This is a genomic window from Chitinophaga sp. HK235 (assembly GCF_018255755.1).
Lineage (GTDB): Bacteria > Bacteroidota > Bacteroidia > Chitinophagales > Chitinophagaceae > Chitinophaga.
Window position 1 is genome coordinate 7,199,093 of sequence record NZ_CP073766.1, and the last position, 17,950, is coordinate 7,217,042.

The 17,950-nt window shown below is 46.7% G+C and carries 17 protein-coding genes; 12 read left to right on the forward strand and 5 right to left on the reverse strand.

Annotated elements, in window-relative coordinates:
- Positions 1 to 82 precede the first annotated feature (82 nt).
- On the forward strand, positions 83 to 1,108 hold the full coding sequence (locus KD145_RS27660; protein WP_212003046.1) for a sensor histidine kinase: 1,026 nt from the start codon (positions 83 to 85) through the stop codon (positions 1,106 to 1,108).
- Positions 1,105 to 1,815: a LytTR family DNA-binding domain-containing protein gene (locus KD145_RS27665; protein ID WP_212003047.1), complete on the forward strand. Its 711-nt coding sequence runs from the start codon at positions 1,105 to 1,107 to the stop codon at positions 1,813 to 1,815. Before KD145_RS27660 ends, KD145_RS27665 begins: the two co-directional genes overlap by 4 nt.
- Here the strand turns inward: KD145_RS27665 and KD145_RS27670 are convergent.
- Positions 1,810 to 2,760 carry a GNAT family N-acetyltransferase gene (locus KD145_RS27670; RefSeq protein ID WP_212003048.1) on the reverse strand — a complete coding sequence of 317 codons (951 nt, stop codon included), beginning with the start codon at positions 2,758 to 2,760 and terminating at the stop codon, positions 1,810 to 1,812. The genes KD145_RS27665 and KD145_RS27670 overlap by 6 nt on opposite strands.
- A gap of 237 nt (positions 2,761 to 2,997) precedes the next feature.
- Between KD145_RS27670 and KD145_RS27675 the strand changes: the two genes are divergently transcribed.
- Positions 2,998 to 3,990: a hypothetical protein gene (locus KD145_RS27675; RefSeq protein WP_212003049.1), complete on the forward strand. Its 993-nt coding sequence runs from the start codon at positions 2,998 to 3,000 to the stop codon at positions 3,988 to 3,990.
- Between the two features lie 72 nt (positions 3,991 to 4,062).
- Entirely contained in the window at positions 4,063 to 4,557 is a 495-nt protein-coding gene (locus KD145_RS27680) for a hypothetical protein (protein ID WP_212003050.1), read from the forward strand.
- 34 nt (positions 4,558 to 4,591) lie between these two features.
- On the opposite strand, the gene KD145_RS27685 is transcribed toward KD145_RS27680, so the two are convergent.
- The 3 genes from KD145_RS27685 to KD145_RS27695 all read right to left on the reverse strand — a co-directional run bounded on the left by KD145_RS27685 (position 4,592) and on the right by KD145_RS27695 (position 8,565).
- On the reverse strand, positions 4,592 to 6,223 hold the full coding sequence (locus KD145_RS27685) for a serine hydrolase (protein ID WP_212003051.1): 1,632 nt from the start codon (positions 6,221 to 6,223) through the stop codon (positions 4,592 to 4,594).
- A 109-nt stretch (positions 6,224 to 6,332) separates the two neighbouring features.
- The gene (locus KD145_RS27690; RefSeq protein WP_212003052.1) at positions 6,333 to 6,752 is read right to left on the reverse strand and encodes an SRPBCC domain-containing protein; all 420 of its coding nucleotides are present in this window, start codon (positions 6,750 to 6,752) and stop codon (positions 6,333 to 6,335) included.
- Between the two features lie 268 nt (positions 6,753 to 7,020).
- Entirely contained in the window at positions 7,021 to 8,565 is a 1,545-nt protein-coding gene (locus KD145_RS27695) for an MFS transporter (RefSeq protein ID WP_212003053.1), read from the reverse strand.
- A 148-nt stretch (positions 8,566 to 8,713) separates the two neighbouring features.
- Between KD145_RS27695 and KD145_RS27700 the strand changes: the two genes are divergently transcribed.
- The 6 genes from KD145_RS27700 to KD145_RS27725 all read left to right on the forward strand — a co-directional run bounded on the left by KD145_RS27700 (position 8,714) and on the right by KD145_RS27725 (position 15,097).
- Positions 8,714 to 9,175, forward strand: coding sequence for a hypothetical protein (locus KD145_RS27700; RefSeq protein WP_212003054.1), 462 nt, complete (start codon positions 8,714 to 8,716; stop codon positions 9,173 to 9,175).
- A gap of 26 nt (positions 9,176 to 9,201) precedes the next feature.
- Positions 9,202 to 9,798: a penicillin-binding protein activator LpoB gene (locus tag KD145_RS27705; protein WP_113614556.1), complete on the forward strand. Its 597-nt coding sequence runs from the start codon at positions 9,202 to 9,204 to the stop codon at positions 9,796 to 9,798.
- Positions 9,799 to 9,933: 135 nt separating this feature from the next.
- Positions 9,934 to 11,295: a COG3014 family protein gene (locus KD145_RS27710; RefSeq protein ID WP_212003055.1), complete on the forward strand. Its 1,362-nt coding sequence runs from the start codon at positions 9,934 to 9,936 to the stop codon at positions 11,293 to 11,295.
- A gap of 42 nt (positions 11,296 to 11,337) precedes the next feature.
- The gene (locus KD145_RS27715; RefSeq protein ID WP_212003056.1) at positions 11,338 to 12,324 is read left to right on the forward strand and encodes an SUMF1/EgtB/PvdO family nonheme iron enzyme; all 987 of its coding nucleotides are present in this window, start codon (positions 11,338 to 11,340) and stop codon (positions 12,322 to 12,324) included.
- A gap of 164 nt (positions 12,325 to 12,488) precedes the next feature.
- On the forward strand, positions 12,489 to 14,663 hold the full coding sequence (locus KD145_RS27720; protein WP_212003057.1) for a TonB-dependent receptor domain-containing protein: 2,175 nt from the start codon (positions 12,489 to 12,491) through the stop codon (positions 14,661 to 14,663).
- A 254-nt stretch (positions 14,664 to 14,917) separates the two neighbouring features.
- Positions 14,918 to 15,097 (forward strand): hypothetical protein, encoded by a 180-nt coding sequence (locus KD145_RS27725; RefSeq protein ID WP_212003058.1) that lies wholly within the window; start codon positions 14,918 to 14,920, stop codon positions 15,095 to 15,097.
- Here the strand turns inward: KD145_RS27725 and KD145_RS27730 are convergent.
- Positions 15,090 to 15,791, reverse strand: a complete 702-nt coding sequence (locus tag KD145_RS27730; RefSeq protein ID WP_212003059.1) for a hypothetical protein — start codon at positions 15,789 to 15,791, stop codon at positions 15,090 to 15,092. The genes KD145_RS27725 and KD145_RS27730 overlap by 8 nt on opposite strands.
- Positions 15,792 to 16,029: 238 nt before the next feature.
- Here KD145_RS27730 and KD145_RS27735 point away from each other — a divergent pair, with 238 nt between their 5' ends.
- Together KD145_RS27735 and KD145_RS27740 are read left to right on the forward strand one after the other, a co-directional pair.
- Positions 16,030 to 16,632: an RNA polymerase sigma factor gene (locus KD145_RS27735; protein ID WP_212003060.1), complete on the forward strand. Its 603-nt coding sequence runs from the start codon at positions 16,030 to 16,032 to the stop codon at positions 16,630 to 16,632.
- Between the two features lie 73 nt (positions 16,633 to 16,705).
- Positions 16,706 to 17,890 (forward strand): FecR family protein, encoded by a 1,185-nt coding sequence (locus KD145_RS27740; RefSeq protein ID WP_212003061.1) that lies wholly within the window; start codon positions 16,706 to 16,708, stop codon positions 17,888 to 17,890.
- Positions 17,891 to 17,950 lie beyond the last annotated feature (60 nt).

Genomic DNA, 17,950 nt, shown 5'->3' on the forward strand with positions numbered 1-17,950 from the left:
TAATGGTTGAAAATACGCCGGTAAAAGCATGATGACATGGTACTTTTGACTGAACTGTTTTAAAACCTTTGTATTTTCAGCCATGCGAATTTTTAAAGAGATGTCTACTGCAGTACGGGTGCAATGGTTGATATGGCTGATGGTGCTACTATTGCTGTTTTTTACTTTGCTGCCGGAGGATAGCCTGGGGCAGTCAGCCACCTATGCTTTGCTGAATACTTCCTTCTACGCGATGGTGGTGTATGGTAATATCAGTTTTTTATATCCCCGCTTGTTCCTGAAAAACAGGAAAGTGCTGTATATCATTGCTGTCATTCCTTTTGTGGTGAGCCTGGGCATCACCAGAGGCTATCTGATGATGTGGCTGTACAACCTTTTTTTTAATCCTAAGCCCGAAGCCACTATCATGCTGAGTACCATGCAGATCCTCCGTAATGTGTCTGGTATGCTCACCATTTTTCTGCTGGGCTATGTGTTGAGAATAGCCATTGCTTATTTTATATTGAAGCGGGAAACGGAGGAGATACTGTTACAACATGCACAAACAGAACTGAACCTGTTGAAGTCGCAGGTACAGCCGCATTTTCTGTTTAATACGCTCAACAACATTTATTATGAAGCTTTCCGTGAAGCACCCCACACGGCTTTGTTGATAGAAAGGTTGTCGGAGATCATGCGTTATTTTGTAGATGAAAGCCCGAAAGACAAAGTCAAATTATCTACAGAAATAAATTTTCTTGAAAACTATATTGCCCTCGAAAAGATCAGAATCCGGCACGAAATTGGTCTGAATTTTATCAAAGATGCCAGTGATGACTGCCAGTTACCTCCTATGCTGCTGATGACTTTTGTAGAGAATATTTTTAAGCATGGGATTGATAAAACCAGTACCCGTAATAATATTGAGATATCACTGGTATGCCAACACGACCATCTTGTTTTCAGCACCTGCAATGAAATGCCCCGGCAGCCCGTTAGTAGCAGCGGGCGCGGATCGGGAATAGAAAATCTGCGTAAACGCCTGGTATTGTTGTATGGAGATAATTTTGAGCTGAAGACAGAGAAATCAAATAACCATTTTATAGCCTCCTTAACCGTCCCCTTATGAGTTTGAACTGCCTTATTGTAGATGATGAGCCCAACGCGGTTAAACTGCTGGAACTGCATATCCAGCAAACAACCAACTGGCAGCTCATAGGTAAATGTTACAACGCGCTGGAAGCACTGGAATGCCTGAAACAGCATAAAGCGGATGTGGTATTCCTGGATATCAATATGCCGCAGCTGAACGGCATGGAACTAGCGGGGCTGCTGCCCAGCAACGTGAAGATCGTATTTACAACAGCACATTCAGAATTTGCGGCGGCCAGCTATAACTATCAAACGCTGGATTATCTGTTGAAACCCATCACCCTTACCCGTTTCCTGGCAGCACGGCAGAAGATAGAAGCCAGCTTCCGCCATGGTATTACTTTGGATAAGATAGAAGAGCAACCTGAACAGGACTACTTTTTTGTGAAGTCAGGCAAAACCCTGCTGCGCATCCGTTTGTCCGAACTGCTATACTTTGAAGGAGAGAAGGAATATGTACGGGTGGTCACCATCCGTGAAGAAGTGTTGGTGTACAAACGTCTGAAAGAGATCGCCGAACAACTGGGAGCTCCCTTTATCCGCGTACATAATTCCTACATCGTGAATACCAGCCAGATAGAGAAGATACTGGACAATCATATCCATATTGCTGACAAACGGATTCCGCTGAGTGAGAAGTTTCGTCCTGATTTTATGGCTCTGATACAACAGCGTTTTCTATAACACCAGCTCCATCTGGATATTGCACCGTTCATAAGGTGTACTTCTGCCGGCCACTTTCTGAAATCCCAGTTTATGGTACAGATTGATGGCAGGTTTGAGGATGGTATTGCTTTCGAGATATATCCTGGAAGCCCCCAGTGAACGGGCTTTCTGAACACAGGCATCGCCCAGCAGCCAACCGATGTTTTTGCCCTGTACACGGGGAGAAACCGCCATCTTGGCCAGTTCGTAGTCATAGTCGGGGTCCTGCATACGGATCAGGGCACATACACCAACCGGCTCGTCGTTGTAAAGCGCTACCAGTATATGACCGCCTTTACGAAGGATATAACCTTCGGGGTCATCGAGTGCCTTGTAATCTGCAGGCTCCATTTTAAACCAGGTAGATATCCACTCTTCGTTGAGATCTCTGAAAGCCTTGCGGTATGCGGGTTTGTAAGGAACGATTTTTACCTGCCGGCTTTCCCGTTGTTTCCGTTGTTCCTGAACACGGCGCAGCAGCGATTTCTGTTCCAGCAGAAACTCCCATTCCTCAATGGCTTTCCACAAGTCATGCTGCGCCTGGGCCGACAGCTCTTCGATAGCATTGTTTACATCTGTGTACTGATCAGCGATCCGGGTATTCATGTCCATACCTTTGGTGGATAAACTGATCATAGTCCTGCGCCCGTCTGCTTTGTCTTTTTTCTCTTTTACCAGTCCTTTACCCGCCATTTCCCTGACGATTTTACTGACCGATACATGCGAATGCCCTATCTCCCTGGCAATTTCGGTGATGGTTTTTTGTTCGCCCCGGGAGAGCACATAAAATACGGGAAACCATTTAGGCTGCATGTTTACGGCATAGGTATCGTATATCTGGGCAGCGTCTTCGGTGATCTTGTCTGTCAGCAGCCGGAGCCTGCTGCCGATCGCCATTTTACCTACGGTATCAAAAAAATTCATGGTCATTAATTTTAGTAATCAATTCCGTAACTGGTTACGTAAATGTAAAAATGTTTCACAGGAATACAAAAAATATATTTTCAGGTGTTCAAAAACGGACATGGTAAGTTGTGGGGATTGGACACGATTGAGCATAGGGGCCTATCTCCGGGTTTTTACACAAATGCTTGTTAAAATTAGAAATGACCTTGAAAGCTGTTTTCTTTTTAGATATTTTTTGACATAAATCTATCCGGCATGATAAAAAATATATGGTTACTGGCAGGCTGTTTATTATCATTAGTTGCCCATGCGCAGCACCCGCAGGGAGTAAGTTTAGACAACTCCTATCTTCAGCAGCTGCAGAAAAATATCGTGTCCCGAAACGACAGTACAGACCTGTACGTTAATGACGGCACATCTAAAGACCTACTGTATTATGCCCTCGTGCCACAAGGCGTAGTTAAGGGTGTAATTGTATTGCTACCGGGTGCCTGGGAACAGGTAGAAACGGTGCTTAGTAGTAATAAAGCGCTGTGCCAGCAGGCATACAGCCGGCAGCTGGCAGTGATTGTTCCCTCAATCAACCGGCGCCTGGCACTCGACAAGGAAGTGTTGGACTTTCTGAATACGGTGCTGCTCGACTCCATAAAAAGATACCGGCTGCCTGCCGGTAAGTTTATACTGGGCGGGTTCTCTGTCGGTGGACTCTTTAGTTTACGGTATACCGAACTGGCTTACATGGATGTTACGCAAACGGCTATACGTCCGTTGGCTGTTTATAGTGTGGATGGCCCTATGGACCTGGCACACCTGTATGAGTCGGGCAGGCGGGGCACTGAAAAAAATCCGCCCTCACAGGAAGGTATTTATATCACCACGGAGTTTAAAAAAATCATGGGCGGAACACCTGCTGAAGCTCGGCAGCAATATGAATTTTATGCTGCTTATTCGAGGGAAAATGAGCAGGGTGGTAACATCCGTTATCTGACAAAAGTACCGGTACGCATCTACAACGATACAGATGTCAACTGGTGGATACAGAACAGGAGCGTAGACCTGTACGATATGAATGCACTCGACCAGTCCGCCGCCATCAACTGGTTGCGGCAGCATGGTAATACGCAGGCCGACTTTATCAATGCCTTTGGAAAAGGTTATCGCCCGGATGGTAGCCGGCATCCGCACTCCTGGTCTATTGTGGATGCTAAGGAGTGTGTAGACTGGATATGCAGTATCGTAGGGGGATAGTTGGTTTGGGGGAGAAATTTGTTTACTTTAGTGTTATCTGTCAGCACTAAACCTACATCAAATATCCCCTATATGAAGTACCTGTCACTTGCTGTTACACTTATCGGAAGTTTTCATTTTTCTCAGGCGCAGCTGACGCCTCATCAGTCAAAAGAGATTGAAGTGCATAAAGGCCGCGATCTTTCACAGGAAACAAACAAACCTGCGCCGGTTGTGAATAACAGCCCTGTTAATGCCAAAGCCCTGCAGTTTTTTATCCGTAAATGGAAAACCGGGGTGACCGATGCATTTTATGTAACCAACAATGCCGGTATTCAGACGATGGTCGTTAACGTTAATGCGCGTACAAAACCATTACTGATCAATGCAGATGGCACCTATTACTGGGAGGCCTACGGCGAACAGCGCCGGGGCCGCTGGAGCACCACCGGCAAATCCGATTACCCGATCATATTAAAGAATGCGATTGAAAACAAGGATTGGTATGTGGGTCGCCACGAAAAGGGCAAAAACGCCATCTACATCTGGGACCATAATGCTATCAGTTACACAGGTGTACCCATGTGATCACAAACAAGCCGGACCAGCAGTCCGGCTTGTTTTATGGCAGTAATGCCGGCAACAGATATTGTTCCATGATGGTGTTTACCTGCGGATGTGCATAAGGTTTGTTATAGGCTTCTGCTGTAACTACTATCACCAGTGGCACTTCTTTGAATACAAAAATGTAATTGCCGCCATTGCCTGAACAGTAGTAGGTTTCGTAATTTTTGTTGTGGATGTGAAAAGTTTTGTTCCAGAAGAGATATCCGTAGTATTCCTGATTTCTTTCCGGTATGCTGGCATACCGCGTGAATGTTTTCTGCACCCAGCTGGCAGGAAGAATGGATTGATGCTGCCAGCGGCCATTGTTTTGATATAGCTGGCCGAATTTGGCAAAATCGAGGGTATTCATCCGGATGCCGCCGGCGGTGCTGGCAACGCCCTGTGGGGTGTATTGCCACTGATAATGTGTAATGCCCAGCGGACGGAAAAGCCGACGGTCTGCATACTGTTCCAGTCCGCCGGGAATACGCTGATGCAGGATATCCCCGAGTACTACAACACCTGCAGTAAAATAATGCCATTCACCGGGCTTACGGGAACGGTTATACGGTAAGTCGAGTGTAAATTTCACCCAGTTGTCGGTAGGGTACATATTTTCTTCGTTGCCCGGTGAATCATTGTCGTTATCATCTCCATCCAATGGGCTGCTCATCGTCAAAAGTGCTTTCAGGGTAATCCGTTCTTTTTCCGGTGAATAATGAGCAAATGTCTTCAGGTCATAGAAATCATGCAGGGGCTGTTCTTCGCTTTTCAGATAACCATCCTTCAAGGCCATACCCATTATAGCAGCGGCAAAGGATTTACCAACGGAACGTACATCGTGCAGGGAATCCCGGCCTGAGCCATTGAAATATTCCTCTATCAGCAGTTGCCCGTTTTTGATCACGGCTATGCTCGTGATATTTTTAAAAACACCTTCATCGATATATCCCTTTAATAATTTGATTTTGTTATGGTCAAAGCTTTCATGGGAAAGGGGAAAGCCCTGATAGGGCGGAGGGGTGTGTAGCGTGATTGTCTGAAGGTTGATGTCAGGTCTTCTTTTTACTGTCAGCGGAAGTTCGCCGGCAGCGATGAGTACTCCTGTTTTGATGACCTCATTTTTATCCCGGATATAAGGTCGGATCTCCATACGCAGCTGATGCGGACCTTCTGTGAGTGCGTTGTCGCCGCCATTGGCCAGAAAACGCATCCAGAAGTACTGGCTCCAGAGCATGGAAGGAGTGGTATTATCTATCAGCGGTTTGCTGATGATGGTTTCAGTCTTTTTGGCTTCGGCGGATGGAGCGCCAGGATGCAGGTTGCTTTGATACACCTGTCTGTTATCTAAATAAAGTGTGAACTGGTAATTGCCACGCTGTAGTAATTCTTCAGTGCCAGCCTCCGGCTCCAGCTGGTGCAGGTAGCGGACAAGCGGACTATCTGCATAGGCAGTGAAGAACAGGTTACTTTTATGGGTCAGATGATAGGTGCTAAGAAAGGCTGTCGTTTTCAGACTGGATGGAGAAATGTTTTCTGAAGTGAAAACGATCCGGCCAGCATAGAGGAAAGGTGTATTACCGGTCTGGGCATGAACCCGTACATACTGGCATAACAGCAAACAGATAATCGTTAGCAAGAGCCGCATATAATCTGATTTTAGGTGAGTTGTAGCTTCATCTATCATAGCCCAGGACTTTAGTCCTGGGAGAGCTAACGAAAATACAATCTGTTGCCCAGTCCGGTAACAATTTTACTTACATGGAAGCTTTGTCAATAGGTGTTCCGGCGAGGTATAGTCTGAAAGGTTCCCAGTACATTTTTTTCCAGCCGGCGTCGAGGTCATCGTAGGCATTGTCCGGCACATTGGCATGAATGGCATGCAGCATGACATCGGAGCCTATTGACTCAAGGTGGATGATAAAGGTAGAATCTATATCACCGGCATCCCAGCTCTGTGCTCTCCACGACTGTACGATCAGCCGATCCGGGATCAGTTGCAGGTTTTTCCCCGTGATATAACCACTATGGGCGGAATAGCTGCTGCCCTCAGTGGGATTGATTTCGGCAGGAGCACCAGTAGCGATGCTGTGTTTTTTTCCGTCCGTGTAAATGTCATAGAGTTCCTTAGGTGTAGTATTCTTAAATAATACATCCTGAATGATTGTTTTAGACATAATAATTGGTTTTAGCTATATAATTAAATCCCCAGGACTAAAGTCCTGGGCTATAATAGATGGAGTGAAGACGGTGGTTTAGTCACATTTTTATTTCCAATTTTATCATGATTTAGATCCCAGGACTAAATTCCTGGGCTACGATAGATGGAGTGAAGACGGTGCTTTAGTTATTTTTTTCATCTCCAATTTTATCATGGTTTTTATTCCCTTTATCTTATCACAGTTCTCATTCTTTTAGTAAAGCTCCGTGCTTCATTCATCCAATTTAGCCCAGGGCTTTAGCCCTGGGAGACTTGATAAATATCAGCGCCATCAAGCTTCCCAGCCAGCCTAGTAGTCCGGAGGTGCCCATTACTCTTGTGTAGGTTTGAATAAAGTGCTGATGATAGATATGGATGATGGTAGCTTTGTTGTCGGGAGGAATATTTTCAGGGACGGTGGCATTGCCGAGGTTGGCTGTTTGCGCTATGATGGCTTGTTTTTGTGAGGTGTTGAGTGGTAGCTGGAAGAGTGAGTGTTGTACGCTGTCAGAGAAATACAGGACGGCCAGTGCTCCGAAGACGGCTATGGCAAATACGCCGGCGATTCTGGTGATGGCGTTGTTGACGCCGGAGGCGGTGCCTGAGAGGTGGTTGCTTACCGAGCCCATAACGGTGGCGGTTAATGGGGCTACTGTCAGTGACATGCCCAGACCCAGTACTACGATGCCGGGGAAAAAGGTGGTCCAGAAACTGGCCGGACCGCTGGTCTGGCCTACGGATGCCAGCAGTAGCATTCCGGTGCCGGCGGTAAAGGGGCCGGTGATGAGGAACCATCGCGGACCGTATTTATCTGCCAGGCTTCCGGCGAGGCGGGCCAGGAATACCATGAGGATGGTAAAGGGTAGAAATGAAAGTCCTGATTCCAGTTGCGTATAGCCTTGTACCTGTACCATGTTGAGTGAGAGGAAGAGCATGGCGGCGCTTAGTCCGGCATATAGAAAGAAGGTCAGCAGGTTGGTGCCACTGAAAATTTTGTTGTTGAACAGGTAGAGGGGCAGCATGGGGCAGGGGCTGCGGCGTTCTACCATGACGAAGGCTATGAGCAGTAGCAGGCCGCCGGCGATGCTGCCATATACGGGCAGGCTGCTGAATCCGGATAGCGGCATCCGTAGGAAGCCGAAGGTGAGCAGGGCCAGCCCGAGTACGATCAGTACGGCGCCGGCGAAGTCCTGTTTACCCGGACCGCCCTGTTCCTGTTGTTCAGCCACTTTCCATGCCAGCAGTAGCAGGGTGATAACGCCAATGGGTATATTGATAAAGAAGATGTAGCGCCACAGGCCGGCGTCGGCGAGGGCGCCGCCGAGGATGGGGCCGCCGATGGTTACCAGGGTAGTGGCGGATGACCAGGTACCGATGGCTTTTCCTCTTTCTGCTTCATCGATGGAAGAGGAGATGAGGGACAGGCTGCCGGGTATCATCAGGGCGCCGCCGATGCCTTGTAGCATTCTGAAGATAATTAGCCAGGTAACAGTGCCGGCCAGGCCGCAGGCGGCGGAGCCGACGATAAAGATGAAGATGCCTGTCATAAAAATTCTGCGGCGGCCCAGCCTGTCGCCCAGTGTGCCACCCAGTAATATCAGGGAGGCCAGCATCAGCATATAGGCGTTTAATACCCAGAAGAGGTCGGCTCCGGTGGCATGCAGGCTGCGCTGCAGGGCAGGCAGTGCCACATTAAGCGCGGTGCCATCTATAAAAGCCATGGCAGAAGCCAGGATAGAGGATATTACTACCCATCTGCCAGCAGCGCTCTGAAGTGATACGGTTGCCATAATTGCCCTGGTTTTGCATTGCATAACGCGGAGACCCTTTAAAATGTTTGGGAAGAGGCCCCTTAACGCTTTTTTAACAGATCCAAAATTAGGGGGATTCTTTTCGAGCTGCGTCACTATATTGTAGCATCATTTAAGCAGCCATTTTATGAGATACTCTAAAATCTATCACCGTTTCTATGCAGGCATCATCACCTGTTTGCTGATGGGCGCCCTGCCGGCATCAGCGCAGCTGCTGCCCGATCAGAATCCGCGTTACCGCGAAAGCATGAACGAATACCTGGTCAAAGAAGACTCCCTGACTATGCAGGAAGGTGTGACCGTTCAAAAAACCTACAAAGCTTACCAGTACTTTGAAGCCAGACAGGAGAGACGGGAACAACGCAGACAGGACCGCCGCGAACGCCAACGCCTGTACGCAGCTTCTTCCTGGGGATGGGGTTATCCTTCTTATTCCTACGGTTACGGCTATCCTTCCTATTCCTACGGTTACGGCTATCCCGGATATCGACACCATCGTTACAACTACGGCTGTTCATCTTCCTTTCAATGGAATGACCTGGCTACGGTAACGGCCCTCGCTATGGGAACTTATATGCTTTTCAGATAAAATATCATCTATATAAAATCAGAACAATGTCTAAAATCAATGCATTAGCATTTTCAGGGATACTTATGTCCGCTATTTTCATGCAGGGATGTGCTCCCCGCAAAGTTACCAGGGTAGATGAAAAGCAACAGATAGATATCAGCGGCCGCTGGAATAATACCGATTCACGCCTCACTGCTGAAGAAATGATCAACAGCGCATTGAGTGAAAACTGGCTCCCGGAATTTGCTCAGGAACATGCCGGCAAAAAGCCCGTTGTAATCGTGGGCATGGTGGCCAACAAAAGCCATGAACACATCGATGCCGAAACCTTTATCAAGGATATGGAAAGATCTTTTGTGACCACCCAGAAAGTAAGGCTGGTACAAGGTGGCGCTAAAAGAGAAGAGCTGCGCGGAGAACGGGCCGATCAGCAAAAAAATGCTTCCGTGTCTACCATGAAAAAATGGGGACTGGAAGTAGGAGCAGACTATATACTCCAGGGAAGCATCAACTCCATCGTCGACTCACATAAAAAACAAATGGTGGTATACTATCAGGTAGATCTGGAACTGACCGACCTGCAAAGCAACGAAGTAAAATGGATCGGAAATAAAAAGATTGCGAAATACGTTAAGAATTAATGCCTACTTCTAGTTACCACTACGTGTAACCGTGCGCCGGTTTTTCTGTGTGCCGGCGCACATTTTTTACTCTAACAACGAGCCATGTGTAATTCTGTTTGTCGATGGAGGTGGTGGCTGCCGCTATCATTGATTATGCCTTCTTTTTTTTCATGCCATACTTACAACAAAGCCATCAGCCCTTACTATGAAGCTGTCTCCCATGGCCGGTTTGATGAAGCAGCCAGTAAATTGGATAAGACAAAGTTTTTCAGATACGGCCGCAACAAGCTGCTGTTTAATATGGAGAAGGGAAAAACGGCTTTCCTGCAGGGACGTTATGAGGAAAGCAACCTGTATTTTAATGCAGCCGATTCCATACTCGTGAGCGGAGGCCGGAACAAAGCCCTGGACCAGGCCCTCGGACTGATCACCAATCCTGCCATGCAGGTATACCAGGGAGAAGATTTTGAAAGACTGCTCATTCATTATTATAAATCCATCAACTACCTGCAACTGAATAAAACAGAAGACGCTACGGTAGAAGCACGCCGCATCACACTGGGCACCTATGCCCTCAACGACCGGAAAAAAAATAACGAAAACAAATACAGCAAAGACGCTTTTTCTCTGATTGTACAGGGCATCATCTACGAAAGCGGCGGAGATGTGAACAATGCTTTTATTTCCTACCGCAATGCGGCAGACATCTTCCTGAAAAAAGAAGATAAAAGTTACTACGGCGTAGCCATGCCGGCACAACTGCAGCAAGACCTGCTGCGCACCGCCTACCAGCTGGGCTTTAACGAGGAAGTGCAATACTATGAAAAACAGTTTGGGCTTACCTACCAGCCTGCAGCCGACACTGACGGCGGCGAAGTGCTGGTGTTCTGGGAGAACGGGCTGGCACCTGTAAAAGAAGAGACCAATTTTTTCTTTACGCTGACGGAAAGAGGACCAGGTAATTTTGTTTTTACGGACCCCAAAAACACCATTTTTATTCCCTTTGATTTTGCTCTTTTTTCGCGTGATTCCTGCCACCGCCTGAGACGCAACTTTGAAGCCTTCCGGGTGGCCTTCCCCAGTTATGTGGAACAGCCCTTGTACTACACAGCGGCCAGTATACAAAGAGATAGTACCTTCTCTTCTTCACTCGAAAAAGTGGAAGATGTGAACCAGCTGGCCTTTCGCACGCTACAGGAGCGCTTTTTAAAGGAGATGGGCCTGGCCCTGACAAGACTGGCCATCAAAAAGCTGGCTGAATACCAGATCAAAAAAGAAGATCAGGTACTGGGAGAAGCGTTTAATCTGTTAAGTATACTCACAGAAAAAGCAGATACACGCAACTGGCAAAGTCTTCCGCATTCTATCTACTACTCCCGTATCCCCCTGAAAAAAGGGGATAACAGGATCACCCTCACACTCAAAGGAAAAGGGAATCCTCAGACGGTAGTGTTTAATGTGGTAGGGAATGGAAGGTTACAGACTTTACATTACGCATCGTTACAGAAATCATGAAAGTTTGCCTAAATTAGCAAGCAGATTTAATGTTGAATTTTCATGAATGTAACCCAGATATATGACCGTAAGGCGTGGAACGAACTTCCTCATACGGCCGCAGAAGCCATCCTTCAACAACTGATAAAAACGCAGTTTCCGGAGTTTACCATCAAACATTTTGAGCAGTTCGATAAATTTAATCAGCGTACTTACACAGCTGTATTGGATTACCAGGGAACGGAGTTCGTTTTTGTACCGGGTGACACCGTGCTGCTGGGGCTGGACCAATGGAACATGCCGGAAGAGAACAAGGTGAATATGGTGGACATGTTTGAAAATAATGAAGAGGGGATGGACAACTATATCAGGGAACGTTTATCTCCGGTACGTACTGTGACCATTCCTCCCATGATCGTAGAACGTCAGGTAAGAGAGACAGGTTATTTCCCGGTGGACATCGATGATGAGCACCTGGTATCGGATGATTATTTCCATAAAACCATGAAGGACCTGAAAGCTTCTCCCAGAGAGCAACATACCTGGATCGTCAACGACAGTTTCCGGCTGGAAAAGAATGGGACAGACATCCGCGCATTCCTGTATGAGTCTGCCTCTTATGATGAGCTGACAGCACAAATCGCAGATAGCGGTTTCCGGCTGCCTACCGAAGATGAATGGGAATACCTTTGTGGTGGCGGATCGCGGACGCTATACCCCTGGGGCGATGGTATCGATTACAATAAAAAATACCATCACTTTGTGGCTGAAGGCGATGATGGACAGGGCTTTTACCTCGATACGCCCAATCACTTCGGTATCGTTATTGCCAATGATCCCTATCATTACGAAGTGATGATGGACAGCGAATGGTTCCTCAAAAGCGGCGATGGTGGCTGCAACCTGTGTGGCGGCGGAGGCTGGGACATGGGATATCTGAGCATTGGTACCTACTTCAGAGACCCTTATATCTTTGATGAAGAGATGGATTATAAAGAAGAGATCACCGGAGATTATACTTTTGTGAGAAGAATTAAAAGAATAAAGTAAACTGAGTTGTCTATTGGGTATTGGTTTATTATATTTGATTTTTAATTACTTATACTTTATTTTTTGTTAGTATAACCAATTTTCCCGTTTGCGTAATTTAATTTCCGCTTTTGATTAGTTGATTTGTTCAGATGTGTTGATTTTCGTTTCACACATTTAAATTTATGCGCAAATCATTACTGTCGGGGTTGCCTTTTGTTTTGCTCCCTTTTATCGCGGCCGCACAGCGGACCGGGGATTCAACCAGAATTCATTACCTGAAGGATGTCAGGGTAAGAGGTATCCGTAGTGTTCGTGGTACTGGTCATTTGCCGGAAGAGCACGACGGGATTATTTATGCAGGCAAGAAGAATGAAGTAATTATTGTCGACAGTCTTGATGCCAATAAAGCGATCAACAATACCCGCCAGATATTGGGCCGTATTCCCGGCCTGAATATCACGGAAACGGAAACCGGTGGTTTTACAGCTAATGGTATCGCTACCCGCGGACTCAATCCAACCCAAAGCATTGAGATGAATACCCGGCAGAACGGGTATAATATTTCGGCGGATATTTATGGATATAATGAGGCTTATTATTTACCGCCGATGGAAGCAGTAAGCCGTATCGAAATGGTAAGAGGAGCTGCCTCTCTTCAGTTTGGATCACAGTTTGGCGGGTTAGTGAACTATGTATTGAATACAGCCCCTAAGGATAAACCATTTGAATTTTATACCTCTCAGACCGGCGGTAGTTTTGGTTTGTTTAATTCCTTTAACTCCTTCGCCGGTACTTTGAAGAAGTGGAGTTATTACAGTTTTATACAGTACCGTACTTTGCAGGGATACAGACCCAATAGTCAACAACAGCAGGCTACTGCTTTTGCCAGAGTACAATATAATGCATCGGATAAACTCTCCGTTGGATTGGAATATTCGCTGTTGCGCAACCGGATCAAAATGCCGGGAGGCCTCAATGACAGCATGTTCCAGGCAGATCCCAAGTCATCCTTTCGTGCACGCAACTGGCTTAAAAGCCCGTGGAATGTAGTCACTGCAGACCTTAACTATACCATTTCTCCGGCTACTACACTGAATGTAAAGTCAACTTACCTGTTCAGCAGCAGGGCGCTGGTATGGCGCAATGAAGAAGGGGGCCCGGGAGAGCTGGACACGATAGATCCTGCTACCGGCCAATATGTGCCCCGTGAAGTACAGGATGAGGTAATGCACAATACAACTACGGAAGTCAGGCTGATGCACCAATACAAACTGGGCAAGACCAGCAATACCCTGGCTGGTGGCTTGCGCTACAGCTATGCCTGGTTTAAACGGCAGGGAGGTGGCCCCGGGACTACCGGCAGCGATTTTGATTTGAGCATCAGCGGCCCTTATGAATATGCCCTGGATTTTACAACCACTAACATAGCGCCGTTTGTGGAAAATATTTTCAGGTTGGGTAAACGTTTTTCCATTACTCCGGGCATTCGGCTCGAATACCTGTACAATACCGCGAAAGGCTATATCACAGACAGCGTGAAGGTCTTCACAGATGATAACAAATCAAGGGTTTTCCCGCTGCTAGGTATCGGGGCAGAATATAAAACAGGTCAATACACCAACGTGTACGCCAATTTCAGTCAGGCTTACCGGCCGGTTGATTACGCTCAGCTAACACCCATCGGTATCACCTCCAAAATAGATCCTCATATGAAGGATGCTTCAGGATTCAATGCAGATCTGGGCTATCGTGGTACGGTAAAAAATTTCCTGAACTTTGACCTTGGAGTATTCTACCTGGCTTACAACAACAGAATCGGTACAATACTACAGACAAATGCACAGGGAGAACCTTATACGCTCCGGACCAATGTAGCTAACAGTGTACATAAAGGCGTGGAAAGTTATGTTGAGTTAAACATACTGAAATGGTTGTATCCTCTTTCCAAAAGAGGTATCAGCATATTTGATGCTTTTGGTTATACAGATGCCAGATATACTTCCGGTGAATTTAAAAATAACCGGGTAGAGGCTGCGGTCAAATACATCAACAGGGTAGGGCTTAGTTACATGGATCCTCATTTTTCAGTCACCTTCCAGCTAAATCATGTAGGTGATGCTTATGGAGATGCCACCAATGCTAAGTTCAGCGAAGATCCTGTAGCCGGTTATATCCCTGCCTATACTGTAATGGATGTCAGTGCTACCTACAGGTGGAACCGGTTTGTGCTGAAAGGTGGTATTAACAACCTGGGCAACAAAGCTTATTTTACCCGCAGGACAGATGAATATCCCGGGCCGGGAATTATCCCTTCTGATGGAAGAAGTTTTTATGCAGGAATAGCAGCGAAATTTTAGAAAGGAAGATTAATTTAGGGTTGGGTTTTCTCCCAATCCTAAATTAATGACAAAACAGGTTTGTACCACATTTCAGGGAGTCTTGGTTTCGAAGCAGATTTTACCCTGTAACTTTTGGTGAATACCTGAAAAAGAACGCTGATCTTTCAAGCCCTTATGCCAACAGGATTTATGAGAACAGTTATATTATCCCTCGAAGACCCATTAACCACCTTGCCGGGACTCCCCGTAAACTACTCGCGCTTTATGCTACATTGTCCCGTTTAAATCATATCATATTTGATCTGGCCGGGTTAGACCCTATGGGAGGGAAAGAAGTATTCGGTATTGTGAAAGAGCATGTAAAAAAGGGAGGCGCCGCTATTTTGCTGGATCATGTGGATGAATTCAGACAGGAGTGTGATCAGTATGTGGAAATAGCCCCGATTATCTAAGCAGCAGCCCTATTTTCATCGGTATATACGCATTGTCCTGTTGCGCTTGTACCAGTGAAGTAAGTATATCTAAAGAAATACCCTGTCTTTCTGCAACACGCAGCAATGCAATACAGGTGGCTACTGTTTCGGGTTCTATGGGAGTGATAGTGCCTTCCAGCTTGCGCCACCGGGCCGTATCTTTACTTAACAGGCGGGGGCGTGTATACATGCGGGTGAGTAATGATTTCCATACTTTCGGTAGTTGTGTTACCTCCTGATCTATGGTATCTGTGATGGCATCTGCGTATAGCCGGAAGGGTATTTGCAGGCGTCCTACGGGTTCCTGCCAGGCGGAGGTGTCAACAGTTGCTCCTGTAAATGTTCCGTTCAACAGCTGGTAGAACTGTATGTCCGGTGTGGCTTCTGTTGTAATAGACAAATCAGGACAACCTTGATAGGAGCAGATACCGGCGATCAGTCCGTATGGATCACTGATCTGTGTAAAGCGGGTGGCTGCCAGTGCAAACAGTGACCGGGCGTTGGACTGGTCGAGCAGCATTTCATAGGCTGCGGCCTTCATATAACAGCAGGCGATTGTATGTATATCCTCTGCATTCCCGGTATCAAGATAAGCAGCGTAACTGCTGTATGCATGAGCGAGTGTTTGTAATGCATCGCTGTCGAGACTCAGTAACAATGAAAAATCTGACATTGTCCGATTACTTTAGGGTGTAAAAATATATATTATTTCATCAGACTTGTCGCTTTGTTGATTGGTATCTGAATAAATTAAGATAATAAATATGTGTGTCAGAGGGGTGATTTCCGCCTGTACCGATAATATTTCCTTCTACGTAATCAGATACGGGAGAGGTTGCAATACAAGAAAAAAATACTTAGCTTTAGCGCAACCGGTTTAATGACCGGTTAGGAAATAGCAGCATTACAGATTGTCCAATACAGCATTATATAACGAACCTCACCTGATATTACAGGCATCGAAAGGGAGCCGGGAGGCCTTTACAGAGTTGTATTCCCATCACCTGGATGCCGTGACGCAGTATGTCCATCTTTTTACCAGATCTCAGGATGAAGCAGATGAAATTATTCAGGAAGTTTTTGTCCGTATTTGGGAACAGCGTGAAAAGCTGGCCGACATTACTGCTTTCAGGCCTTATATTGCGCGGTCGGCCAGGAACCGGCTGCTGGATCATCTCCGTCATCAGCAGGTACGCAAGGCTGCTTTTGTAGATCTGTTGCAACGCGAAGCCACCCCTGATACTCCTGAAGATATCTGGAACTACCGGGCCATTTATGAAAAGGTACAACGGCAGATAGCAGCTCTGCCTGCTCAGTGCCAGCATGTTTTCCGCCTGAGTGTGGAGCGTGGACTGAGTCTCGATGAAATTGCTGCAGAGCTGAATATCTCCAAGTCAGGTGTTAAAAATCAGCTTTATAAAGCCCAGAAGCTGATCCGTGAGTGTTTTGAGGAAAAAGACACCCTGGCATTTTTTCTGTTTATACTCTCTCTCCCGTCGTTTTACAATATTTAAAAAAAAATTTTTCTTCCGACGTGTCCTTTTGAATTCCTGAAACGTCCTTATACCAGGAAACATATTCCAGGCTATGACGAAGGAACAACTACACTCATTTTTAAAAGACTATTCAGCGGGTAAGTATTCGCAGCAGGATTATACTGCATTCCGCCAGTGGCTGGCTGCTGCCGGTCCGGAGGAACAGCTGGAGGTGCTGGATAAATACGGTGAGTTGTTGAATGGCATGCCTGATACTCCTTCCATGGACTTCCGGCGTATAGCCATGATCGAGAGAGCCCTGGATGAAGCCGGGCAGGAAAAGGAAGAGAAACCCACCCGGATTATTTCTTATCGCAGGTGGTGGGCTGCCGCGGCCATACTTGTATTATTGGGCGCTGGTACGGCTCTCATGATGAACCATCAGTCTAAACCTACGGTGGTGGCCAAACAGGCACCCATTCTCCCTGGCCGCGATGGGGCGGTGCTTACGCTGGGTGATGGCTCACAGATAGTGCTGGACAGCCTGGGTAACGGTATTGTAGCCACGCAGAGTGGTGCCAGTATTGTCCTGAACAGTGGCCGGCTCGGCTACGATCAGACAGCCAATGCCAAAGAAGGTCCGCAATACAATACCCTGTCCACGCCCGTTGGACGGCAGTTTAAGGTAACCCTGCCCGATGGAACCACTGTATGGCTTAACGCCCAAAGTTCAGTGAAGTTCCCGACCTATTTCACCGGAGATGATCGTACAGTGGAAGTGAGCGGTGAAGTATATATGGATGTGGCACAGGATGCGAAACATCCGTTTAAAGTAAATATCCTGCGTGCCGATAAAAGTATAGGAACAGTGGAAGTGCTGGGCACCCATTTTAATATCAACGCCTACCCCGATGAAAGCGCCTGTAAGGTTACACTTGTACAGGGAGCCGTCATGGTATCTGCCGGAGCGGCAGCCGGGAAAACACTGCTGAAGCCCGACCAGCAGGCAGCTATTTCCGAAAATCAACACATCAGTGTACAATATGCCAATACAGAGAGTGTAACGGCCTGGAAAAACGGATATTTCGATTTTGAAAATAATGACCTTACCATGCTGGCACGCCAACTGACCAGATGGTACGGTGTTGATACCAAAGTAATGGAGAATGCACCTGATACTGAGTTTGGTGGTAAAATAAGCCGCAACCTGGTATTACAGGAAATGATCAAAGTATTGAACCAGGCAGGTGTACATTGCCGTCTGGAAAATGATAAAAAACTAGTGTTTATTCCTTAACCTGACAATGAGAATTAATTATTTAAGGCAGGAAGCTGCCGTCAACCAAAAATGAGGGTA